Raw genomic sequence first — 23,453 nt, 5'->3', positions numbered from 1 at the left:
AAACTCCCTTTCGGAAATCCCCGCATGAACCTCCTGCTCCTCAGCAATTCCAGCAGCGACGCCGGCTACCTGGCGCACGCGCTGCCCGACATCCGCGAACTGGTCGCGTCGCTGCCGCAAGGCGCGCCGGCCGTCTTCGTGCCGTACGCCGGCGTGACCCGCGATTGGGACGACTACACCGCGCTGGTGGCTTCGGCGCTGGCCGACACCGGCCTGGATATCCAGGGCCTGCACCGCGCCGGGGATCCGGTGGCCGCGTTGGAAGGCGCCGCCCTCATCATCGTGGGCGGCGGCAACACCTTCAACCTGCTGGGGCAGTTGCGCCGCCAGGGGCTGCTCGACGTCGTCGCCCGCTGCGTGCGTCAGGGCGCGGCCTACCTGGGATGGAGCGCCGGGTCCAACCTGGCCTGCCCGAGCATCTGCACCACGAACGACATGCCCATCGCGGATCCGGAAGGCTTCGACGCGCTGGGCCTGCTGCCTTTCCAGATCAACCCGCATTACACCAACGCCCATCCGCCCGGACACCGGGGCGAAACCCGCGCCCAGCGCCTGGCGGAATTCTGCACGCTGAATCCCGGCATGCCCGTCCTGGGCCTGCCGGAAGGGTCGGGACTGCGCGTGCGCGAGGACAAGGTCGCGCTGATCGGTCCGCACGACGCCCTGCTGTTTCTCGGGCAGAAAGAGCCTCGCGCATTCCGTCCGGGCCTGCTGGAGATCCCGGTATGAAACAGGTCATCGATACGATCGAACTCCTGTCCTCCGCCCACGTGACGGGCGAGGCGGTGGCGCAGCGGCTGCGCGAGGCCGGCGACTGCGAGGTGGAAGTGACCCGGCTGGAGCGCGACGGCGCCGCCACGGATTTTCTTTCGATCGTCATCCCGGGCGCCGACGACGCGGCGCCGCAACTGGGCATCGTGGGCCGCCTGGGCGGAATCGGGGCGCGCCCCGCGGTCACGGGCCTGGTGTCCGACAGCGACGGCGCGGTGGTCGCCATCGCCGCGGCGTTCAAACTGATGGCCATGGCCCGCCAGGGCGACGTGCTGCCCGGCACGGTGCGCATCCGCACGCACATCTGCCCGCGCGCCGGCACGCGTCCGCACCACCCCGTGCCCATGATGCGTTCGCCGTTCCCCATGCGCGAGATGATGTCGCACGAAGTCGATCCGCGCATGGACGCGATCCTGTCGGTCGACACGACGCGCGGCAACCGCCTGGTCAACAAGCGCGGCGTGGCGCTGACGCCGGTGGCCAGGCAGGGCTATCTGCTGCGCATTCCCGAAACCATGCTGGACGTGATGGGCTGGGTCAGCGGCGAATTGCCGATGACCTTGCCGCTGACCACGCAGGACATCACCCCCTACGAAAACGGCCTGTGGCACGTGAATTCGCTGATGCAGCCCGCCATCGTCACGGACGCGCCGGTGGTGGGCGTGGCGCTGACCGCGCAGACCACCGTGCCGGGCTGCGCCACCGGCGTCACCAACGCCGTGGACGCCGACGTCGCCATGCGGTTCTGCATCGAGATCGCCAAGCTGTTCGGGCAGGGCGCCATGGCCTTCTCGGACGAGGCCGAATGGGCCGCGCTGCAGGCCCGCTACGGTTCGATGGCGCATTTGCAGACCGTGGGCCGCGAAGCGGGGGAGGCGGCATGATTGATCATCCGCAGCGGCGCGTGGCGTTCTTCACCATCGGGCAATCGCCGCGCAGCGACGTGGTGCCTGAAATGGCGCCGCTTCTGGGCGCGCACGTGCGCATCGACGAATTCGGCGCGCTGGACGGCCTGGACGCCGCGGCGCTTGCCGCCCTGGCGCCCCGCGAGGGCCAATACCGGTTCGCCACGCGCATGCGCGACGGGACGCAGATCGAACTGGATGCCGCGGCCGCCGAGGCGAGGCTGGCGCAGGTCATGGGCCAGGCCGACGCCGCGGGCTACGACGTGCTGGTGCCGCTGTGCACGGGCACGGCCATCGCGCCGATGCGCACGCTGGTGGTCGAACCGCAGCAGGTCGTGGACCACCTGGTCGCCGGCCTGGCGGCGCATTGCCGCAAGGTCGGGCTGGTGGTGCCGCTGGAAGCGCAGGTCGACGCCTTCCACATGGTCGTGCCGCTGGACTGCGACACCCTGATCGCGCACGCCTCGCCCTACGAGGCCGACGCGGAGCGGGCGGCGCGCAACTTCGAACAGGCGGGCCGCGACCTCGCGTCCTGCGACCTGATCGTCATGCACTGTATGGGCTATGCCGAACGCATGCGGCAGGCGGTGGCGCGGGCCTCGGGCCGTCCCGTGCTGCTGTCGAACCGCCTGGTCGCGCAGACGCTGGCGCAAATCCTCAGCCCGGGTGTCTGACAGCCAAAACCCTCGGCGTGTCTGACACCCTAGTGAGACAGCCTTCAATTCAAGAAGCTATTCCAAGGGTGTCTGACACCCGCCGAAATCAAATATTGTTGGGAGTCATCTTCATGTTCAGCCGTACCCTTCACCGCGCCGCCGGCGCACTGTTCGCTGCCTCTGCCCTGGCGGCCGCGCCGGCCCTGGCCGCCGACGCCTGGAAACCCGCCAAGCCCGTGCGGCTGCTGGTGGGCTTCGCGCCCGGCGGTTCGGCCGACACGCTGGCGCGCCTCTTGGCCGAACCGCTGTCGCAGCGCCTGGGCCAGCCGGTGGTCGTCGAAAACCTGGCCGGCGCCGGCGGCAACATCATGGCGTACCGCCTGAGCCAATCGCCCGCCGACGGCTACACCATCGGCATCGCCGCGGCCGGTTCCATGGCCATCACCCACGTCCTGAACCCCAAGGGCACCAACTACAAGCCCGCCGACTTCACGCCGGTCACGCTGGCCGCCGTGCAGCCCAACGTGGTCATCGTGAACAACGACGTGCCGGCCAGCAACCTGGCCGAGCTGAAGGAATATTTCCAGAAGACGCCGACCGCCACCTACGGCACGGCCGGCGTGGGCATTTCCAACCACCTGATCGCCGAGACCATGCTGTACAAGCTGGGCGTGAAGGTGCCGCATGCCGCGTACCGCGGCGCGGCGCCCGTCATCACCGACCTGCTGGGCGGCCACATCGCGATGACGATGGACAACATCTCCACCGCGGCGCCGCTGGCCTCGCAAGGCAAGGTGAAGGCCATCGCCGTCGCGTCGCTCAAGCGCGCGCCGCAACTGCCCAGCGTGCCCACACTGGACGAGCAGGGCCTGAAGGGATTCGACATGCCGACGTGGCAGGGCGTGTTCGCGCCCGCCGGCCTGCCCGCCGACGTGCTGGCCACGTACTACGCCGCCTTGCAGGACGTGCTGAAGCAGCCCGCGCTGATCGAGAAGATGGCCGGCCTGGGTTCCGAGCCGGTCACCGGCATGACGCCCGAACAGTTCGGCCAGTTCCTGGAAAAGGACCGCCAGCAATGGGCGGACATCGTCAAGGCGGCGAACATCAGCTTGGAGTGAGCTGTGTCAGTGGTCAGTGTCTGACACCCTGATGAAATGCTGGTCCAGGGGGATAGGGTCTTGCCGGGTGTCAGACACCGGGGTTGTGGGTGTCAGACACCCGGGAGGCGCCGGGGCGACATGGAGTGCGTCTCGTGCGGGTGTCAGACACCTGGCTGCGCATTCCTCGGGTTGTTGTGGGTGTCAGACACCCGGGAGGCGCGGGGGCGACATGGAGTGCGTCTCGTACGGGTGTCAGACACCTGGCTGAGGCACTTTTCTGGAGGTGTCAGACACCCTGATGCGATGCCCTTCAATCCAGGAAGGCATCCCACGGGTGTCTGACACCCAAAAGCACCCCAGCGAATCCCCCAAGAAAAAAAGCCAGGCTCAGCCTGGCTTTTTTGCTATCTGTCCGGCACCCGCGCCGCGATCTCCGCGATCAGCCGCCGCGCCGCGTCCAGCTTGCCGGCGGCGGGCAGGGGGTGCACGCCTTGCTCGTCGAACAGCACCAGTTCGGTGGTGTCGGCGTCCATCACCTTGTGCGCCAGGTTGCCCACCAGCAGCGGGATGCCCTTGCGCGCGCGCTTGGCTTCGGCGTGTTCGGCCAGTTTTTCGGTTTCCGCGGCGAAGCCCACGCACCACGGGCCGTTGGGCAGCTTGGCCACTTCGGCCAGGATGTCCGGATTGGGTTCGAATTCCATGACGGGGGCGCCGCCGCCCTCGCTGGTCTTCTTCAGTTTCTGAGCGCTGACGTTCTTCACGCGCCAGTCCGCCACGGCGGCCACGGCGATGAAGATGTCGGCGTCGGCGGCGCTGGCCATCACGGCGTCATGCATCTGGCGGGCGGTGGTGACCGACAGCGCGGTGACGCCGCGCGGCACCGGCAGGAAGGTCGCGCCGGAAATCAGCGTGACGCGGGCGCCGGCCTCGCGCGCGGCGCGCGCCAGGGCGTAGCCCGTCTTGCCGGAAGAGCGGTTGCTCAGCACGCGCACCGGGTCCACGGGCTCGGAAGTGGGGCCGGCGGTCAGCAGCACGTGGCGGCCGGCCAGCAGCTTGGGCTGGAAGAAGGCGATCAGGTCGGTCAGCAGTTCGTGCGCTTCCAGCATCCGGCCGTCGCCGGTTTCGCCGCAAGCCTGTTCGCCGGCCGAGGGGCCGAGAACGCTGATGCCGTCGGCGCGCAGTTGCTCGACGTTGCGCTGCGTGGCGGGGTTGGCCCACATTTCGCGGTTCATGGCCGGCGCCACCAGTAGCGGACAGGCGCGCGCCAGGCACAGCGTGGACAGCAGGTCGTCGGCCATGCCGTGCGCCAGCTTGGCCATGAAGTCGGCGCTGGCGGGGGCGATCAGCACGGCGTCCGCGCCGCGCGTCAGGTCGATGTGCGCCATGTTGTTGGGCACGCGGGCGTCCCAGGCGTCCACGAACACCGGCCGCCCCGACAGGGCCTGCATGGTGACGGGCGTGATGAAGTGCGTGGCCGCGTCGGTCATCACCACGTCGACGGTGGCGCCTTGTTCGGTCATGCGCCGCACCAGCTCGGCGATTTTGTAGCAGGCGATGCCCCCGGTCAGGCCGAGGACGATGCGTTTGCGGGCGAGATCGAGCATGAGGACTGGGCGGCGGGTTCAGCGCCGTGAAAACGAGGAATGGACAGTGATTTTATTCTGCATTGCGGCATTGCGCCGTTCGCCATGCATTCAGGGGGCATCAAACGGGACAAAAGCCGCCGGGGCGGGGGCCCCGGCCGGGGCGTTCAGGCCCGGGGCGGCTTGCGCGCGCGCAGCAGTTCGTCCAGCACCAGCAGCACGGCGCCGCAGGTGATGCCCACGTCGGCCAGGTTGAAGGCGGGGAACTGCCAGTCGTTCCAGTAGAAGAGCAGAAAGTCCACCACGTGGCCGTAGACGACCCGGTCGATGACGTTGCCGATGGCGCCGCCCAGGATCAGCGTCAGGGCCAGGCTGAAGCGCGGCTGGCCGTGGGTGCGCCGCAGGATGACGGTGATGACCACCGCCGCCACGCAGCCCAGGCCGGTGAACAGCCAGCGCTGCCAGCCTTCCTCGGACGCCAGGAAGCTGAACGCCGCGCCCCGGTTGTACACCAGGGTGAAGTCGAAGAAGGGCAGCAGGTGGACCCGCTGGCCATACTGGTACGCCGTGTTGAAGTAGACCTTGGTCAACTGGTCCAGCACGATGATCGCCAGCGCGATGGCCAGCCAGCGCCCCACGCGCGCCGGCGCGGGGCGGGAGCCGGACGGGACGCCGGTGTCGGCGGGCCCTGCCATGGTCAGGCCTTGTCGCGGGCTTCGCCCGAGCCGAACAGGTTGGACACGCAGCGGCCGCAGATCTCGGGATGGTCCGCGTCCTGGCCCACGTCCAGGCGCCAGTGCCAGCAGCGCTCGCACTTCTTGTGCGCCGAGGGCGTGACGTCGATGCGGGTCTCGCCTTCGCCCGCGTGCACGGTGGCGCGCGAGACGATCAGCACGAAGCGCAGGTCGTCGCCCAGGCTGGCCAGCAGTTCATGGTCCTGGCCGTTGGCGTGGAGGTCCACTTCGGCCTGCAGCGACGAACCGATGTCGCCGGCCGTGCGGACTTCTTCCAGCTTGCGCTGCACTTCGGCCCGGATGGCGCGCAGGCGCGTCCACTTGGCCGACAGCGCGTCGGCGTCGGCGAACGGCGGCAGCACGTGGTAGACCTCGGTGAAGATGGTGACGCGGGCGGCGTCGGCCTGGTTCTTCAGCGCGGAGCCGGCCAGTTCCTTCCAGGCCTCTTCGGCCGTGAACGACAGGATCGGGGCCATCAGCTTCAGCAGCGTCTGCGTGATGTCGAGCAGGGCCGTCTGGGCCGAACGGCGGGCGCGGCTGTCGACGGCGGACGTGTACAGGCGGTCTTTCAGGATGTCCAGGTAGAACGCGCCCAGGTCTTCCGAGCAGAAGGTCTGCAGGCGGGAGACGGCCGGGTGGAAATCGTAGCGTTCGTAGTTGGCCTGGACTTCAGCCTGCATCTGGGCCGTCATGGCCAGCGCGTAGCGGTCGATCTCGAACAGTTCGCCGTAGGGCACGGCCTGCGACACGGCGTCGAAGTCGGCCAGGTTGGCCAGCAGGAAGCGCAGCGTGTTGCGGATGCGGCGGTAGCCTTCGACCACGCGCTTGAGGATCTCGTCGGAAATCGACAGTTCGCCCGAGTAGTCGGTGGAGGCCACCCACAGGCGCAGGATTTCCGCGCCCAGGGAATCGGACACCTTCTGCGGGGCGATCACGTTGCCCACCGACTTGCTCATCTTGCGGCCCTGGCCGTCCACCACGAAGCCATGCGTCAGCAGCGCCTTGTAGGGCGGCTGGCCGTACAGCATGCAGCCGGTCAGCAGCGACGAATGGAACCAGCCGCGGTGCTGGTCGGAACCTTCCAGGTACAGGTCGGCGGGCCAGGCCAGTTCGGCGCCGTGCGAACCGGCGAAGTCGCCGTCCTTGCCGCCCAGCACCGTGGCGTGCGTGCTGCCCGAATCGAACCACACGTCCAGCGTGTCGCGGTTCTTTTCGTAGAGATCGGCTTCGTCTCCCAGCAGTTCGCGCGGGTCCAGCGCCTGCCAGGCCTCGATGCCGCCTTTTTCGACGCGCTGCGCCACCTGTTCCAGCAGTTCGCTGGTGCGCGGATGCAGCTCGCCGGTTTCCTTGTGCACGAAGAAGGCCATGGGCACGCCCCACTGGCGCTGGCGCGACAGGGTCCAGTCCGGACGGTTGGCGATCATGGCGTGCAGGCGGGCGCGGCCCCAGGCCGGATAGAAGGCCGTGGCGTCGATGCCGGCCAGCGCCGATTCGCGCAGGGTCGGGCCGCCGTCGGTGGGGGCCACGTCCATGCCGGCGAACCACTGGCTGGTGGCGCGGTAGATGATCGGCGTCTTGTGGCGCCAGCAGTGCATGTAGCTGTGCTTGTGCTTTTCGACGTGCATCAGCGCGCCGGCTTCCTTCAGGGCCTCGACGATCTTGGGGTTGGCGTCCCAGATGGACAGGCCGCCGAACAGCGCCAGGCTGTCCGCGTACTTGCCGTCGCCCATCACGGGGCTGATGAAGTCGGTGTCTTTCATGCCGTGCTCTTTGCACGACATGAAGTCTTCGATACCGTAGGCGGGGGCCGAGTGCACCACGCCCGTGCCGGAGTCGGCCGTCACGTAGTCGCCCAGGTAGATGGGCGCCTTGCGGTCGTACGCGGCGTTGAACTGCGCCAGCGGATGGCGGAACTCGATGCCGGACAGCGCGGCGCCCGCGGCGGTGGCGATGACTTCGCCTTCCAGGCCCCAGCCTTTCAGGCAGGCTTCGACGCGTTCCTTGGCGATCAGCAGCAGCGGGCCGAACTTGGGCGCGGGCGACACGCGCACCAGCGCGTATTCGATCTCGGGATGCAGGTTCAGCGCCTGGTTCGACGGAATGGTCCAGGGCGTGGTGGTCCAGATGACGATGGCGCCGTCGTCCACCGAGTCCAGGCCGAAGGCCTTGGCCAGCGCCGGGCGGTCGGCGAACGGGAAGGCCACGTCCACCGCCGGGTCGACGCGGTCGGCGTATTCGACCTCGGCTTCGGCCAGCGCCGAGCCGCAGTCGAAACACCAGTTCACGGGCTTCAGGCCGCGGAATACGTAGCCCTTGTCCAGGATGCGGCCCAGCGCGCGGATCTCGTCGGCTTCATTGCTGAAGTTCATCGTCATGTAGGGACGATCCCACTCGCCCAGCACGCCCAGGCGCTTGAAGTCCTTGCGCTGGCGGTCGATCTGTTCGAGCGCGTAGGCGCGGGCCTTGGACTGCACTTCGGCCACGGGCAGGTGCTTGCCGTATTTCTTTTCGATCTGGATCTCGATCGGCATGCCGTGGCAGTCCCAGCCCGGCACGTAGTGCGCGTCGTAGCCGGCCATGTTGCGGCTCTTGACGATGATGTCCTTCAGGATCTTGTTGACCGCATGGCCGATATGGATGTCGCCGTTGGCGTAGGGCGGGCCGTCGTGCAGCACGAAGCGCGGCCGGCCGCGGCTGGCGGCGCGGATCGCCTGGTAGACGTGGTTTTCCTCCCACTGCGAAATCCAGGCGGGCTCGCGGCGGGCGAGGTCGCCCCGCATGGGGAAGGGGGTATCGGGCAGGTTGAGGGTCTTTTTATAGTCCATGAGAACAGAGTGAATCCGGGCGAGTCTGGGGCGGTTCAACCGGGTTCTGAAGTTTTTGCTTGTTAATCAATGATGGGGGGCGGAAGCGCCCAGTCGGGGCCGCCCAGGCGGGGCGTCGTCGGGTTCATCGACAGAGACGTCAAAAGCCTGCGTCCGGCTGAGAAACGCTATAGGTTAGCAGACCGGAACAGCCTGTACCTCAAGGCCGGGACATCCGGAGCCAACGCCAGGCGCGGCGGGCTTTGATGCAGGTGGCCGATGCTTATCCCATGGGCGTCCAGGGGTTGAGGACAGTCGCTCCCGTGGGCTGGAAATCGGCCACGTTGCGCGTCGCCACCGTCATGCCGTGTACCAGCGCGGTCGCCGCGATGAGCGCATCGCGTTCGCCGCGTTTGTCGGGCACGTGCAACCGGGCGCAGCGTTGCGCCACGGCGGTATCGACCGGCAGCGTGCGCCCGGAAAACTCCGGCAGAACATGCTGTTCCAGCCACGCGCGCAGCAGGGCCCCCTGGGCGGCGTCCCTGCGTTCAACCGAAAAAACGCCAAGTTCCAGCTCCATGATGGTGATCACGGACACGAAAAGGTCGGCGGCATCGACGCTGTCGGCCCAGGCCGCTACGTTGGGATCGGCCTTGCCGAGGCGGACTTTTCGCAATTCCGATACGACGTTGGTATCGAGCACGTACATCATGAGAAATCAGCGGGCCGGATGCCGATGGTCATGGGCTGCGGTTCAAACTCGATGTCCCCGGTGCTCGGCATTGCCAGCGAATCGGCAATATTGCGGCGTTGCTTGGTAAGCCGCTGGTAGTCCTCGATGCTCAATAGCACGTGGGCGGGCCTGCCGCGGTCGGTGATGAATACCGGACCGTTTTTGGCGGCTTTCTTCGCGCGGGTGACATCCTGGTTCAGCTCTCGGCTGGATAGGGTCGTGATGGCCATGGCGGCACCTCTGCCTGAATTGATTGTAGGTACGTTACTACATTAAGCGGAGGGGCGCAAGTCCCAGGCCGGCAATCGGGGCGCTTGCGTCCGCGGCCCCGTCTTCAAAGTCCATGAACGGCAAAATAGGCGCGCGCGTTTCGCGCGTCTTCGGCGATGGCGGCTGTCAGCGCAGGGAGGTCGGGAAACTTTTCTTCGTCCCGCAGCTTGTGCAGGAACTCGACGCGTACGAGTTTGCCGTAAGCGTTGACGGTTTCGTCGAGCAGGTGCGCTTCGAGCAGCACGCGGCCGCGGTCCTCGACCGTGGGGCGCACGCCCAGGCTGGCTACGGCGGGCAGGGCGCGTTCGCCCAGGCCGTGGACCTGGACCACGTAGATGCCGGAGCGCGCGGCGCAGCGTTCCGCCACCCGCAGATTCATCGTGGGAAAGCCCAGCGTGCGGCCCAGCTTCTGGCCGTGGATCACGTGGCCGCTGATGTGGAAGGGGTGCCCCAGCAGGTGGCGGGCGCGCTCCAGGTCGCCCACCGCCAGCGCGGTGCGGACTTCGGAACTGGAGATCCGGTGGCCGTGCCGGTCGGTCACGTCCGCCAGCGTCTGCACCTCGAAGCCATGGCGCAGGCCGGCTTCGCGCAGCAGGTCGATGTCCCCGCTGCGCTTGTGGCCGAAGCGGAAGTCCTCGCCCACGAGCAGCCACTTGGCATGCAGCCCCTGGACCAGCAGTTGTTCGATGAAGGCATTGGCCGACATCTCGGCCAGATGGGCGTTGAACCGCTCCACCACGACCTGCGAGATGCCATAGCGCGCCAGCGCGGCCAGTTTGTCGCGCAGCCCGGATATCCGGGTGGGCGCCAGTTCGGGACGCTGGTTCAGGGTGGCGAAGTATTCCCGCGGATGCGGCTCGAAGGTCATGACGGCGGGCACCAGGGCGCGTTCGCGCGCCACCTGGCAGACGCGCGCCAGCATGGCCTGGTGTCCGCGGTGGACGCCGTCGAAGTTGCCGATCGTCAGCGCGCAGGGGGCGCGCCGGTCGGGCGGGGGCAGGGATCGGTAGATGCGCAGCGAGGGTTTCACGAGCGAGAGTTTACAATTTTGGATTCCGGGTTTGTTCCCACCCCTTTCCGCCGCGCGCCATGGCCGTTCCGGCGCGCGGGGCCGCGAGGGCGGACGGGCCCGATTTCCCTTGGAATTCCTCATCTTGCCGGAAATATCTACCACCAAGCGCCGCCTGGTCATCCTGATCTCGGGGCGGGGCAGCAACATGCGGGCGCTGACCGAAGCCTGCCGCAATGAAGGCTGGCCGGCCGACGTCGCCGCCGTCATCGCCAGCCGGCCGGACGCCGGCGGCCTGGAGTGGGCCGCCCACCAGGGCATCCCCACCGCCGCCCTCTATCACAAGGACTACGCCAGCCGCGAAGCGTTCGATGCGGCGCTGGCCGCCGAAATCGACCGCTATGAGCCCGATTACGTCATCCTGGCGGGCTTCATGCGCGTCCTGACCCCCGGCTTCGTCAACCACTATGCCGGCCGGCTGGTCAACATCCATCCTTCGCTGCTGCCCGCGTTCCCCGGCTTGCACACCCATGCCCAGGCGCTGGCCACGGGCGTGCGCGTGCACGGCTGCACCGTGCATTTCGTCACCCCGGTGCTGGACCACGGCCCCATCATTGCCCAGGGCTGCGTGCCCGTCCTGGCGGGCGATACCCCGGAAGCGCTGGCCGACCGCGTGCTGGCGGTGGAACATCACGCCTTTCCGGCCGCCGTGCGCTGGCTGGCCGAAGGCCGGGTTACCCTGACGAGCGACCACCGGGTGAACGTGGAAGGCGATCCCGAACGCCTTTTCTCCTGGTCGCCGGCCGCCTGAACGGCCCTGAATCGCATTTACCGGGCGGAACGCTTCCGCCCAACTGGAATACGCCATGACTAAATCCCAATCTCCGCGTTCTCGTCCGGCAGGCGCCCAGCAGGCAGCCTCCGAAGGGCGCGACGGCCGGAGCTTTTTCTCGCGCCCCAAGGGCGAGGCCCGGCAGGCGCCCGAGCGCGGCCGTGAAGGCCGCCCTGGCCCCAAGCGCGAGGAACGGTCCGACAGCCGCCCGTCCCAAGACGCCCCGCGCGGCGGCGACCGGAGCGACCGGGGCGGCGAACGCGCCTCCTACGGCGCCGAACGCCGCGAAGGCCGCCCGGGCCAGCGCCCGTCCCAGGACGCCCCGCGCGGCGGCGACCGGAACGACCGGGGCGGCGAACGCGCTTCCTACGGTTCCGAGCGTCGCGAAGGCCGTCCCGGCCAGCGCCCGTCCTACGACGCCCCGCGCGGCGGCGACCGGAACGACCGGGGCGGCGAACGCGCTTCCTACGGTTCCGAACGCCGTGAAGGCCGCCCGGGCCAGCGCCCGTCCTACGATGCTCCGCGCGGCGGCGACCGGAACGACCGGGGCGGCGAACGCGCTTCCTACGGTTCCGAACGCCGCGAAGGCCGGCCGGACCAGCGTCCGTCCTACGACGCTCCGCGCGGCGGCGACGCGCGCGGCAATCCGGCCCGCGCGCCGCAGAAACCCCAGCCCAGCCGCCCGCGGCAGCCGTACGCGGCCATCCGCATCGAGCAGGTCCAGCGCGTGCTGGGCGAAATCCTGCAATGGACGTACCCGGCCGACGCGGCCCTGTCGCACTGGCTGCGCCATCATCCCAACCTGGGCGCGCGGGACCGCTCCGAGGTCGCCGAAGCCGTCTATGACGTGCTGCGCCACCTGCGCCGCTACCGCCAGTTCGGCGAAAGCGGCGTCGGCCCGGCCTCGCGCCGCCTGGCCATTCTGGGCCTGGCCGCCACCTTGGGCGCGGGCGAACTGGCGGAAGGCCTGGACGCCGCCGAGGCCGAATGGCTGCGGCGCGTGTCGCAGATCGACCTGGCGACGCTGCCGCGCGCGGTGCGCGGCAGCATCCCCGACTGGCTGGACGAGCGCCTGGGCGCGATGGACAGCCCCGAGACGCTGATCGAGGCGCTGAACCGCCAGGCCAGCCTGGACCTGCGCGTCAACCCGCTGAAAGTCGAGCGCGACGCGATGCTGGCCGAATTGCAGCAGGGTGCCGGCCGCTATCAGCCCGTCGCCATGCCGTATTCGCCCTGGGGCATCCGCATGGAGGGCCGTCCGGCCATCAATCGCTGGCCGCAATTCGAGAACGGCAGCATCGAGGTGCAGGACGAAGGCAGCCAGTTGCTGGCGCTGCTGGTCGGGCCGCGCCGCGGCGAGATGATCATCGACTTCTGCGCCGGCGCGGGCGGCAAGACGCTGCTGCTGGGCGCGCTGATGCGCTCCACCGGCCGCCTGTACGCCTTCGACGTGTCCGCGGCGCGCCTGGCGCGCGCCAAGCCGCGCTTTGCGCGCAGCGGCCTGTCCAATGTGGTGCCGGTCGTCATCGACAACGAAAACGACGCCCGCGTGAAGCGCCTGGCCGGCAAGGCCCAGCGCGTGCTGGTGGATGCTCCGTGCAGCGGGATCGGCACCCTGCGCCGCAATCCGGACCTGAAATGGCGCCAGCACCCCGAGGCGCTGGCCGAACTGGGCCAGTTGCAGGAACGCATCCTCAACAGCGCGGCGCGCTGCGTGGCGCCGGGCGGACGCCTGGTCTACGCCACGTGCAGCCTGCTGGTGGAGGAAAACGAGGCGCAGGCCGAGCGCTTCCTGGCCAGCCATCCCGATTTCGAACGCCTGGACGCGGCCGAGATCCTGGCCGCCCGCTGCGAAAACCTGAAACTCGAAGGCCCCTACGTCCAACTGCGTCCCGACGTGCACGGCACCGACGGCTTTTTCGCCGCCGTGTTCGAGCGCAGGAAGAAAGGGGCGTCCGCGGACGCGGACGGCGGCGAGGCGCAGGAAGCCGAGCCGGCCCCGGAAGCCGAGCCCGCCCCGGCCGGCGCGCAGGACGAACCGGCCTGAACGGCGGCGGGGCGCCGGGTCAGGGGCCCGGCGTGACGCCCACCGTGGCGCTGTAGCGGCGGGTGCCCAGGGTCTTGTCCTGGTATTTCACTTCCCAGGCCAGGGAATCGTCGCCCGGCCGGTCGGCCTGGTAGACCACCTGGGATACGGCCACCGCCTTGTAGGCGCAGCGCCCGGAACTGCCGGACTGGCCCCGCGTCTGCATGATGCTGGCCTTGCCCAGGCGCGGGGCCTGGGTGATGGATACCCTGGGCGCGCGCAAAGCCAGGCAGTCCGATCCGCGGATCTCGTAGTACGAGGCCAGCACGGCGACGTCTCCCGACTTCATCGTCTGGGAAGCGGCGGGCGCCGACAGCGCCGCTCCCGACAGGGCCAGGGCGAAAAACAAACGGGGACGCATTTTGTTCTGCAACATCAGTGGGGCAAAAGAGACAGTTTGGGCGAAGGCCAGAGTGTGCCCTCCGCGGCGCGGCCCCGGCAAGGCCGGAACCCAGGCTGACAGGAACTTTAACGGCGAAATGCAGCCAAAACCACTAGCCTTCGTGAACGCCCCACGCCCGCACGGGGCGGCCGGCCCAAGCGCCGGATGCCCGCAAGGCCTGGCCCCGCGCCCGCCCGTTACGGCCGCGAGCGGGGATGTCTATGCCTGAAAACCAGGGCTTAGTCCTTGATTTCCCTCAAAAACTATTTTGAAACCCCCTTGTCATAAGACGGCAAAGGTAAGCTAAACTTCAGGCACTTCTCAAGCGAGGCTCATAACAGCTTTATGGATTACATCCTCTCCTTCATTGCCGGTGGTCTGACGCAAGCGACTTGGTGGCAAGTCGTCGTTTTCACCTTGGTGGTGACGCACATCACGATCGTGTCGGTCACGGTCTTTCTCCATCGCAGCCAAGCGCACCGCGGTCTGGATTTGCATCCGGCCGTCATGCACTTCTTCCGTTTCTGGCTCTGGATGACGACCGGCATGGTCACCAAGGAATGGGTCGCCATTCACCGCAAGCACCACGCAAAGTGCGAAAAGGAAGGCGATCCCCATTCGCCCATCCTGTTCGGCATCTGGAAGGTGCTGTTCCGCGGCGCCGAGCTGTATCGCGAAGAATCGAACAACAAGGAAACCATGGCCAAGTTCGGCCACGGCACGCCTGACGACTGGCTCGAACGCAACGTCTACAGCAAGCACAGCCTGTGGGGCGTGCTGACCATGCTCGCCATCGACATCGCCCTGTTCGGCGCCATCGGCGTCACGGTGTGGGCCGTGCAGATGGCCTGGATCCCGTTCTGGGCCGCCGGCGTCGTGAACGGCATCGGCCACTACTGGGGCTACCGCAACTACAACAGCCCGGACACCAGCACCAACGTGTTCCCCTGGGGCATCGTGATCGGCGGCGAAGAACTGCACAACAACCATCACGCCCACGGCACGTCGGCCAAGTTCTCGGCCAAGTGGTACGAATTCGACATCGGCTGGTGCTACATCAACATCCTGAAGTTCTTCGGCCTGGCCAAGATCAAGAAGGTCGCGCCCAAGCTCAAGCTGGACGACTCCAAGACCGGCATCGACCTGCGCACCCTGCAAGGCGTGATCACGCACCGCTACGAAGTCATGGCCCGCTACGCGGACGTGATCAAGAGCGCGGCCCGCGAAGAACTCGCCAAGCTGAAGGATTCGCGCAACAAGGGCAGCACGGAGTGCGACTGGACCAAGCTGCACCAGGTGCGCCGCGCCATCCACCGCAACGAAGACATCCTCCAGCCGGAAACGCTGGCCGCCGTGGATAGCGCCATCGCCCAGAGCAAATCGCTGTCCACGCTGGTGCAGATGCGCCGCGAACTCGGCCGCATCTGGGAAAGCTCCAGCGCCAGCAGCGAACAGCTCCTCCATGACCTGCAGGCCTGGTGCCAGCGCGCCCAGCAAAGCGGCATCGCCGGGCTCGAGCAATTCGCTCAACGTCTGCGCCGCTACGCGGCATGATGCTAGAGAAGCTCAATCCCGAACAACGCGCCGCAGTAACCTTAGAACCGCAGCACGCCCTGGTCCTGGCCGGGGCGGGCAGCGGCAAGACCCGGGTACTCACCACCCGCATGGCCTGGCTGATTCAAACCGGCCAGGCTTCGCCTTTTGGGCTGCTGGCGGTCACGTTTACCAACAAGGCCGCCCGCGAGATGCTGGCGCGCATGTCGGCCATCCTGCCCATCGATACGCGCGGCCTGTGGATCGGCACCTTCCACGGCCTGTGCAACCGCATGCTGCGCGCGCATCACCGCGATGCCGGCCTGCCGCAGAGCTTCCAGATCCTGGACGTCACCGACCAGCTCGCCGCCATCAAGCGCCTCATGAAGGCCAATGGCGTCGACGATGAAAAGTATCCCCCCCGCGACGTCCAGCGCTTCATCAACGGCGCCAAGGAAGAAGGCCTACGCCCGGCGGAGGTCGAGGCCTACGACGCCCATCGCCGCCGCCTGGTCGAGATCTACCAGCTCTACGAGGCCCAGTGCCAGCGCGAAGGCGTGGTGGACTTCGCCGAGCTGCTGCTGCGCGCCTACGAGCTGCTGTCGCGCAACGCGCCCGTGCGCGAACATTACCAGCGCCGGTTCCGCCACATCCTGGTCGACGAGTTCCAGGACACCAACACGCTGCAGTACAAATGGCTGCGGCTGCTGGCCGGCGGCGGCGCCGCCATCTTCGCCGTGGGCGACGACGACCAGTCCATCTATGCGTTCCGCGGCGCCAACGTCGGCAACATGGCCGACTTCGAGCGCGACTACGCGCGCGGCACCGTGATCCGCCTGGAGCAGAACTATCGTTCCTATGGCCACATCCTGGATTCGGCCAACGCGCTGATCGGGCACAACAGCGGCCGGCTGGGCAAGAATCTCTGGACCGAGCAGGGCGAAGGCGAGCCCGTGCGCGTCATCGAACAGCCGTCCGACGGGATGGAGGCGCAATGGATCGTGGACGAGATCCGTTCGCTGATCCACGAGGGCAGCCTGCGCCGCGAGATCGCCGTGCTCTACCGCAGCAACGCGCAGTCGCGCGTGCTGGAGCACGCCATCTTCTCCGCCGGCATTCCCTACAAGGTCTACGGCGGCCTGCGCTTCTTCGAGCGCCAGGAAATCAAGCACGCGCTGGCCTACCTGCGCCTGATGGCCAACCCCCACGACGACACCTCGTGGATGCGGGTCGTCAACTTCCCGACGCGCGGCATCGGCGCGCGCACGCTGGAACAGTTGGCGGACGCCGCCCGCGCGCACGACACCAGCCTGTACGCGGCCGTGGCCCTGGTGGGCGGCAAGGGCGGTTCCAACCTGGCGCAGTTCGCCCAGTTGATCCACCGCCTGATCGAGGAAACGCGCGGCCTGCCGCTGCCCGAAATGGTCGAGCACATGCTCGAGGCCAGCGGCCTGAACACGCACTACAAGGCCGAGCGCGAGGGCGCCGAGCGCCTGGAAAACCTGAACGAATTGATCACGGCGGCCGCCGTGTTCGCCTCCGAGGAAAACTACGACGGCCTGCCGGCCGGCGTCGTGCCCGAACAGGACACGTCGTCGACGCTCATGCCGGGCGTGGTGGACGCGCCGGCCATCGTGACGGACGGCCTGACGCCCCTGGCGGCCTTCCTGTCGCACGCGGCGCTCGAGGCGGGCGACAACCAGGCCCAGCAGGGCCAGGACGCCGTGCAGCTCATGACCGTGCACGCGGCCAAGGGCCTGGAGTTCGACGCGGTCTTCATCACCGGCCTGGAAGAAGGGCTGTTCCCCCACGAGAACAGCATTCTCGAACCGGCCGGGCTGGAAGAAGAGCGCCGCCTCATGTACGTGGCCATCACCCGGGCGCGCGAACGCCTGTACATCAGCCTGGCGCAAAGCCGGATGCTGCACGGCCAGACGCGCTACGCGATGCGTTCCCGCTTCCTGGACGAAATCCCGGAACAGCATCTGAAATGGCTGTCGCCCAAGGCGGGCCTGGCGCAGGTTGCCAGCACGGGCGCGGGCTGGGGCGGCGGCAACCGCGGCGACGCATTCGGACGCAAGCCCACCAATACCATTGCGCCCCGTCAACCCCGCAGTGTCGCCTCCGGCGTCACGGTGGGCGACAAGCAGTATCGTGTAGGTCAGGGCGTGCGCCACGCGCGGTTCGGCGAGGGCACGATCATCGGCTTGAGCGGAGCGGGACAGGACGCCCAGGCCCAAATCCAGTTCCGCGACGTGGGCGCCAAGACCTTGGCGCTGGGCATCGCGAAACTCGATATCGTTCAGGGTTGACAGACATGGCCGACAACGATTCCCCGAAAGCCGAATTGGCGTCGCTGCGCGCCGAAGTCGATGAGATCGACCAGCAGATCATCCTGCTGCTTGGCGTGCGCTTCCGTTGCACGGACATGATAGGCGAGCTGAAGCAAGCGCACGGCATGGACCTGGTGGACGCCAAGCGCGAATCCCAGCAGGTCGCGCGCATCCGCCGGCTGGCCGAAGAGGCGGGCGTGCCGCCCGCCCTGGCCGAAACCATCCTGCGCGAGGTGATCGACACGGTGGTCGATCACCACACCCGCCTGCGCGAGCGTCCCTACTCGTAGGCGCCGGCTTCCCGCTTTTCCCCTACAAGACCTTCATGAACGCCAGCAGGGCGTCGATGTCGTCCGCGCTCAGGTCCAGGGGCCGGATGTGCGGCGACTTGCGCGGCGCGTAAGGGTCCGGCGGGTTGGCCGGCGCGGCGTCCCTGCCCATGCCGGCGTTGTACATGCGCAGCAGGCCCTTCAGGTCCGCGAACAGGCCGTTGTGCATCCACGGCCCGGCCCGGGAGACATTGCGCAGGCTGGGGGTGCGGAACGCGCCCAGGTCGGCGGGGTCGCGCGTGACCTCGAAGCGGCCCAGGTCCTGGTTGCGGCGTCCATAGAAGGACAGCCCGATGTTGTGGAACCGGTGGTCCGTCAGCAGCGCGCCATGGTGGCAGTTCATGCAGCGGGCCTGGGTGCGGAAGAGATGCATGCCCAGCAGTTCCGTGTCGTCCAGCGCATCGGCGCCGCCGGCGATGAAGTCGTCGAACCGCGTGCGTTCCGGACGCAGGGTGGCCACATAGGCGGCCAGCGAACGCGCCATGCGGTCGGCGTCGACGGGCGGTCGCGACGCCGGGGCCGGGCCGAACGCGCGCAGGAACCGCGCGGGGTAGGGATCCGTATCGCGCAGCCGCGCCACCGCGCCCGCCGCGTCATGGTTCATTTCGCGCGAGTCGTGGATGGGGCCCTGCACCTGTTCCTTCAACGTCGCGGCCCGCCCGTCCCAGAACAGCCGGGGCGCGAAGGGGGCCGCGTACAGCGGCGTCGACCGCCGCCTGCCCATCAGCCTGTCTTCGCCCACCGCCAGCGGCAGCCCGTCGGTAAAGGCCCGCTGCGGCAGGTGGCAGGACGCACAGGACACCTGGCCTTTGCGCGACAGGCGGGAGTCGAAGAACAGCGTCTGCCCCAAGGCCACGATGTCCGGGCGCGCGACGTCCGCCGCCAGTTCCGCCTGGCCGGCGTTGGCGGCGGTCCAGGCCAGGGGCGGACTGGACGGGGGCGGCACGGCGGTCCATTCCGTCCAGGCAATGCCGGGATCGATGGACGGCGCCGGCCAGCCCGCGGAAGGTCCGGCGTAGCGCGCGCGCAGGCACGCCGCGTCCCAGCCCGCCGGCCCGCGGCAGACGGGCCGGGCGGCGGCCGGCGCGGCGCATGCCTGCATGGCGCCCGCCGCCAGCGCGATGCCCAGGATCAGAAGCGGTAACCGACTTGCAGCCATAGCTCCCGTCCCGATTGGTAGGTACTGCGGTTGGTCTTGAGGTTGGGGTTGCTGGCCGTCACGGCGGGCGTGCGGTTCAGCACGTTCAGCACCTCGACCGTGAATTCCAGGTTGCGCGCGAAAGCGGGTTGCCAGGCCAGCTTGGTGTCCCACGTCCAGTACGCGGGAACCTCGCCGGACTCGTAGCGCTCCAGGTAGTCGGGCTTCGGCCCCAGCCCCACGTAGATGGTGGCGTCGCGCTTGCTGCGCCAGTTCAGCATGTTGCTCCAGACCAGCCCGGCGCGGGGCCAGGCGCCGATCAGGCCGATCGAGGCGACCTGCGGCTGGTAGAACGAGCTGGGCGGCAGATCGATGACGCGCATCTGCGAGCCGTTGTAGATCACGAAGTCGCCGGGATCGCGCGCGTCGCTGGTGTAGCCTTCGACCAGGTCCTTGTTGGTCTTGCGCTTCTGCCAGCCCCAGGACGCCAGCATGTTCCAGCGGGTCTCGCCCAGGCGCCAGGGCTCCAGGGTGCGCAGCGTCAGGCTGACGCCGTCGGTGGTGGACAGCCCTTCGTTGGTGTACTTGTAGCCCTCGCTTTCGTTGCCCGTCTTGGCCCATTGGTCGCGGCCGTTGCGGCGCACGTAGCTCAGCACGCCCTCCATGCCCGCGGCGCGCTGCCGCAGCGAGACCGCCCATTCGTCGTCGTAGGGCAGTTTCAGCCCCTTGTATTCGACGAAGTACTCCTTGCCGCCGTCGGCCACCGGATTGCCCTTGGCGTCGAGCACCTGCCGCCGCAGGCGGCTGATTTCCGCCTCCAGCGCGGTTTCCAGTATCTCGCCGCCGTAGTAGCGCGACCAGCCCGCGCTGAGCAGGGTGTCGCCCGATCCGAAGACGTCCCAGTCCAGGCGCGTGCGCGGCGAGAAGTTGCTGCTGCCCAGGAAGGTCTCCCGGTCATAGCGAATTCCCGCATCCAGTGCCAGCCGCTCCCATTCGATGCGGTCCGACAGGTACAGGGCCGCCGTGTTGTAGTTCACGTCCACGGTGCCGGGCAGGTATCTGACTTTGCTGTAGTCCTTGTAGGTGCCGTTGCTGGCATAGGCGCGGCGGTACGAATACGATTCCTGGAACCGTTCGAATTCGGCATTCACCTGCTGCACTTCGGCGCCCGCGTACGGCATGTGCGTGAAGGCGCCGGTGCGCACCGGGTCCAGGTCGATCCGGCCCCTGAGCGTCCAGGTGTCCTGCTGCTTCTGTTCCTTGCCGAAGCCGCCCGCCGTGTATTGCGGCAGCTTGTAGGGCTGGAAGGTCACCAGCTCGTCGCCGACGGATTCGCGATTGCTGAGCGACCGGTCCCAGCCGGCCTGCAGCGACAACCGCGCGCCCTGGAACAGATGGTCCACATTGGCGCTCACGCCGCGCGCGCCGTGGTTGTTGTCCCAGCGGGTCTCGCGGAACAGGTCGCTGGCGAGCGTCTCGCTGCGGTCGCTGTATTTGAGCGTCAGGTCCGCGATGGTGTCGGCGCTGGCGTGCACGCTGAACTTGCCCAGGAAGTTGTCGATGCGGTCCTTGTAGACCTCCTGGCCCGGCGTGGGCTGGCCCTTGTCGTCCACGCCCATGTTCCAGCGCGTGATGTCCGATTCGCGCCGCGACATGGCCAGCACCGCGCCCGATTTTTCATTGAAGGCCACGTCGCCGACGGCCGTATAGAAGCGCTTCTTCCATTCGGGGGAGTAGCCGGGCTTGCCTTGCGCCCAGTTGTTCTCTTCGCCTTCGGCCACCTGCTGCTGCGTCAACTTGGAGGTGTTCCAGCGGTAGTCCAGGTTGAGGCGGTTCTCGCCCGAGAACCGCCGCAATCTCGCGTCCACGACGCCGCCCGTGAACCGGCCGTACTCCACGGGCACGAAACTGTCGTGCACGCGCACTTCCTCCAGCAGGCTGGTGTCGATGAAATACGATTGCGGATTGCTGGGAATGTTGCCGACCTGCAGGTTCAGGTTCTTGCTGGCCGGGTCGATGCGGTTGGTCGCATCCATGCCGTCCACCTGGAACAGGTTCTGATACGGGCTGGATCCGTGGAACGAAATGTCCTCGACGCTGAGCGAGCCCCGGTTCTGCGATCCGCTGGCGCCCGGGTTGGTGCGCACGGCGGGGTGGGTCGCCACCAGCGAACTGATGTCCCGGTTCGAGGACGGCGTCTGGGCGATGTCTTCCTGCGTGAATACGCGCTCGCCGATCTGTTCGCCGTAGACGCGCACGGCGTCCAGCCGCAACGCGGAAAACTGGTTGGTCTTGTCGACGTAGACAATGTAGCGGCCCGGGCCGTCCGCCCGCAGCGACAGGCCCGACCCGGCAAGCAACCGCTCCAGCGCCAGCAGCGGCGAGTATTCGCCTTGCAGGGCGGGCGCGGTCTTGCCCGCGACCGCCGCCGGCGCAAACGAGATCTCCAGGCCGGACTGGCGGCCCAGCGCCAGCAGCGCATCGCTCAGCGGCTGAGCGGGCAGATCGTAGGACAGGGGTCGCGCCGAGGGCTGGGCCATGGCGGGAACGCCCGCGGCCAGTGCGGCGCAAAGGATTGCCGCCGAGGCGCGGCGCCGGCGCGCGGTCGCGGCGGTAGAGGGTAGGGGCATGAATCGGTCCAGGCTGTGTTGATGTCAGCCGTAGGACGTGGCGCGATGCCGTTTACCTCAGCAATTTCGTCATGAATAATTTATATCAATTCTCATTTACCGATTGAGAACGGCGTCAGCGCAGGATGAGCAGGCCGGGCAGGTCGGTAATGCCCACCTTGGTCTGCGCCAGCAGCAGCGCCAAGGCGCGCTTGGGATCGCCGATGTTCGCCGTGCCCGACACGCGCACGCTTTTCGCCGCGTCGCCCAGCACGAGAATGTACTTGCCCGTGTAGCGCGACAGCCGCGCCGCCGCATCCGGCAGCGCGACGTCGTTGAACGCCAGCAGCCCCTGGCTCCAGTCGGGCTCGGATTCCCGCCGCGCCCCTTCCCGGACGATGCCGGCGGCGGACACCTCGGCGCCGTCGCCGGGGCCCAGGACCAGCGCCTGGCTGCCCGCGCAGGCCAGGCACTGCACGGCCACGCGATGTTCGTACACCGTGACGCGGGTGCCTTCCTCGCCGCGCGCCACCGCATAGCGGGTGCCGAGCGCGGAGGCCGACGCATCGACGGTGACCACGGTGAAGGCCGGCCCGCCGGCCACGCGCGGCGCGGCCGCGAACAGCGCGCTTCCGGCCAGCAGCCTGACTTCGCGTTTGTCCGCGGAGAAGTCGATGGCGATGGCCGAGTGCGCGTCCAGCGTGGCGCTGGAGCCATCGGGCAAGGCGACGCGCCGTATCCCGGCGCCGCTGGTGTAGTCGGCGCCGGGATGGGTGTTCTGCACCAGGTGCCAGGCGGGCCATGCCGCGGCCAGCAGGGCGAGCGACGCGGCGGCGGCGCGCTTGCGCGCGCGGCGCGGAGGGGCGAGCTTGCCGCTGTCGATTTCTCCCATGCGGCGCCACAGGCGCGACAGCCGGTCGTAGGCTTCGGCATGGCGGGCATCGGCGCTGTACCACGCATCGAATTCCGCCTGCGCCTGCGCATCCAGCGTCTCGCCGCTGCGGCGTATCACCCAGCGCGATGCCGCTTCCTTGGCGGTCTGCGGCCGCCGGCCGGTATGCGCCGCGCTCAAGGCGTCAGCGCCTGGTCGCAGGCGAGCAGGATGCGCATCATGTGCTTTTCCACCGCGCTGACGGAGATCGCGTAGCGTTCGGCGATGGCGCGGTAGGTCAGGCCTTCGTGGCGATGCAGGACGAATACGTCCAGGCTGCGCCGGGGCTGGGCGAGGAGGACGGCTTCCAGCCGCCGCAAGGTCTGGTTGGCGGCGGCCACGTCCAGCGTGTCGGCCTCGTGCGCCGCCGGCAGCGCGGCGGCGTAGTCGGCGGTGGCGCTCAGTTCGCGGCTGCGGCGGCGGTGCCAGTCGGCAGCGATATTGGCGGCGACGCGGAACACGTACGCGCGGTCATTGTCCGGACGCGTCCGGTCCTTGAATTCCGCCAGCTTGATCCAGGTGTCCTGCGCGCAGTCCTGGGCCTCGTCACGCGAGCCGGTGCGCATCGAGAGGAAGCCCAGTACCTCTCGGTAGTGGCGGAGGAATACATCCGTAAGCGAAGACATATCGCTGGCGCCCCGCGCCAGATGGAGTCAAATTCGCCGGAAAGTATAAATGATAATAATTATTATTACTAGATTAGCGAATCCAGACG

General features: G+C 68.1%; 20 protein-coding genes. 9 read left to right on the top strand and 11 right to left on the bottom strand.

What is annotated here, in order from left to right; all coding sequences use genetic code 11:
- Positions 1-24: 24 nt before the first annotated feature.
- The 4 genes from pepE to WHX56_RS23360 all read left to right on the top strand — a co-directional run bounded on the left by pepE (position 25) and on the right by WHX56_RS23360 (position 3,450).
- Positions 25-729 carry a dipeptidase PepE gene (pepE, locus tag WHX56_RS23375; protein WP_129239442.1) on the top strand — a complete coding sequence of 235 codons (705 nt, stop codon included), beginning with the start codon at positions 25-27 and terminating at the stop codon, positions 727-729.
- The gene (locus WHX56_RS23370; RefSeq protein WP_338879144.1) at positions 726-1,655 is read left to right on the top strand and encodes a DUF1177 domain-containing protein; all 930 of its coding nucleotides are present in this window, start codon (positions 726-728) and stop codon (positions 1,653-1,655) included. The genes pepE and WHX56_RS23370 overlap by 4 nt, the downstream gene beginning before the upstream one ends.
- Positions 1,652-2,350, top strand: coding sequence for an AroM family protein (locus WHX56_RS23365; protein ID WP_287751615.1), 699 nt, complete (start codon positions 1,652-1,654; stop codon positions 2,348-2,350). The genes WHX56_RS23370 and WHX56_RS23365 overlap by 4 nt, the downstream gene beginning before the upstream one ends.
- Positions 2,351-2,463: 113 nt before the next feature.
- The gene (locus tag WHX56_RS23360; protein WP_338879143.1) at positions 2,464-3,450 is read left to right on the top strand and encodes a tripartite tricarboxylate transporter substrate binding protein; all 987 of its coding nucleotides are present in this window, start codon (positions 2,464-2,466) and stop codon (positions 3,448-3,450) included.
- Between the two features lie 386 nt (positions 3,451-3,836).
- Here the strand turns inward: WHX56_RS23360 and coaBC are convergent, their stop codons facing one another.
- From coaBC to WHX56_RS23330, 6 genes are all read right to left on the bottom strand, one after another.
- Positions 3,837-5,036: a bifunctional phosphopantothenoylcysteine decarboxylase/phosphopantothenate--cysteine ligase CoaBC gene (gene coaBC, locus WHX56_RS23355; RefSeq protein ID WP_338879142.1), complete on the bottom strand. Its 1,200-nt coding sequence runs from the start codon at positions 5,034-5,036 to the stop codon at positions 3,837-3,839.
- 146 nt (positions 5,037-5,182) lie between these two features.
- Entirely contained in the window at positions 5,183-5,710 is a 528-nt protein-coding gene (lspA, locus tag WHX56_RS23350; RefSeq protein ID WP_165360069.1) for a signal peptidase II, read from the bottom strand.
- Positions 5,711-5,712: 2 nt separating this feature from the next.
- Positions 5,713-8,574: an isoleucine--tRNA ligase gene (gene ileS / locus WHX56_RS23345; protein WP_338879141.1), complete on the bottom strand. Its 2,862-nt coding sequence runs from the start codon at positions 8,572-8,574 to the stop codon at positions 5,713-5,715.
- Positions 8,575-8,836: 262 nt separating this feature from the next.
- The gene (locus WHX56_RS23340) at positions 8,837-9,265 is read right to left on the bottom strand and encodes a type II toxin-antitoxin system VapC family toxin (RefSeq protein ID WP_338879140.1); all 429 of its coding nucleotides are present in this window, start codon (positions 9,263-9,265) and stop codon (positions 8,837-8,839) included.
- On the bottom strand, positions 9,262-9,516 hold the full coding sequence (locus WHX56_RS23335) for a type II toxin-antitoxin system Phd/YefM family antitoxin (protein WP_338879139.1): 255 nt from the start codon (positions 9,514-9,516) through the stop codon (positions 9,262-9,264). The genes WHX56_RS23340 and WHX56_RS23335 overlap by 4 nt, the downstream gene beginning before the upstream one ends.
- A gap of 104 nt (positions 9,517-9,620) precedes the next feature.
- Positions 9,621-10,586, bottom strand: a complete 966-nt coding sequence (locus WHX56_RS23330; protein ID WP_338879138.1) for a bifunctional riboflavin kinase/FAD synthetase — start codon at positions 10,584-10,586, stop codon at positions 9,621-9,623.
- A gap of 133 nt (positions 10,587-10,719) precedes the next feature.
- Here WHX56_RS23330 and purN point away from each other — a divergent pair, with 133 nt between their 5' ends.
- Together purN and WHX56_RS23320 are read left to right on the top strand one after the other, a co-directional pair.
- A complete protein-coding gene (gene purN, locus WHX56_RS23325) occupies positions 10,720-11,376 on the top strand; it encodes a phosphoribosylglycinamide formyltransferase (RefSeq protein ID WP_338881825.1) in 657 nt (218 codons plus the stop codon).
- Between the two features lie 748 nt (positions 11,377-12,124).
- A complete protein-coding gene (locus tag WHX56_RS23320) occupies positions 12,125-13,444 on the top strand; it encodes an RsmB/NOP family class I SAM-dependent RNA methyltransferase (RefSeq protein WP_338881824.1) in 1,320 nt (439 codons plus the stop codon).
- 19 nt (positions 13,445-13,463) lie between these two features.
- On the opposite strand, the gene WHX56_RS23315 is transcribed toward WHX56_RS23320, so the two are convergent.
- On the bottom strand, positions 13,464-13,844 hold the full coding sequence (locus WHX56_RS23315) for a hypothetical protein (protein WP_287755848.1): 381 nt from the start codon (positions 13,842-13,844) through the stop codon (positions 13,464-13,466).
- A gap of 366 nt (positions 13,845-14,210) precedes the next feature.
- On the opposite strand from WHX56_RS23315, the gene WHX56_RS23310 reads away from it, so the two are divergent.
- From WHX56_RS23310 to WHX56_RS23300, 3 genes are read left to right on the top strand one after another with little or no spacing between them, the layout of a single operon-like run.
- Positions 14,211-15,419, top strand: a complete 1,209-nt coding sequence (locus WHX56_RS23310) for a DesA family fatty acid desaturase (protein ID WP_129239451.1) — start codon at positions 14,211-14,213, stop codon at positions 15,417-15,419.
- Positions 15,416-17,710 (top strand): UvrD-helicase domain-containing protein, encoded by a 2,295-nt coding sequence (locus WHX56_RS23305; RefSeq protein ID WP_129239452.1) that lies wholly within the window; start codon positions 15,416-15,418, stop codon positions 17,708-17,710. Before WHX56_RS23310 ends, WHX56_RS23305 begins: the two co-directional genes overlap by 4 nt.
- A gap of 5 nt (positions 17,711-17,715) precedes the next feature.
- Positions 17,716-18,021 carry a chorismate mutase gene (locus WHX56_RS23300; RefSeq protein ID WP_129239453.1) on the top strand — a complete coding sequence of 102 codons (306 nt, stop codon included), beginning with the start codon at positions 17,716-17,718 and terminating at the stop codon, positions 18,019-18,021.
- 22 nt (positions 18,022-18,043) lie between these two features.
- On the opposite strand, the gene WHX56_RS23295 is transcribed toward WHX56_RS23300, so the two are convergent.
- The 4 genes from WHX56_RS23295 to WHX56_RS23280 form a co-directional block, all read right to left on the bottom strand.
- Positions 18,044-19,219: a cytochrome-c peroxidase gene (locus WHX56_RS23295; protein WP_338879137.1), complete on the bottom strand. Its 1,176-nt coding sequence runs from the start codon at positions 19,217-19,219 to the stop codon at positions 18,044-18,046.
- Positions 19,192-21,828, bottom strand: a complete 2,637-nt coding sequence (locus WHX56_RS23290; protein ID WP_338879136.1) for a TonB-dependent receptor — start codon at positions 21,826-21,828, stop codon at positions 19,192-19,194. Before WHX56_RS23290 ends, WHX56_RS23295 begins: the two co-directional genes overlap by 28 nt.
- A gap of 115 nt (positions 21,829-21,943) precedes the next feature.
- Positions 21,944-22,879, bottom strand: a complete 936-nt coding sequence (locus WHX56_RS23285; RefSeq protein WP_338879135.1) for a FecR family protein — start codon at positions 22,877-22,879, stop codon at positions 21,944-21,946.
- A complete protein-coding gene (locus WHX56_RS23280; protein WP_338879134.1) occupies positions 22,876-23,364 on the bottom strand; it encodes an RNA polymerase sigma factor in 489 nt (162 codons plus the stop codon). Before WHX56_RS23280 ends, WHX56_RS23285 begins: the two co-directional genes overlap by 4 nt.
- Positions 23,365-23,453: the final 89 nt, after the last annotated feature.

The sequence above is a fragment of the Achromobacter veterisilvae genome (assembly GCF_037619525.1).
In the GTDB taxonomy this organism is placed as follows: Bacteria; Pseudomonadota; Gammaproteobacteria; order Burkholderiales; family Burkholderiaceae_B; genus Achromobacter; species Achromobacter veterisilvae.
Note: the sequence above shows the minus strand (reverse complement) of the source record. Positions and strands in the feature narration are given on the sequence as shown.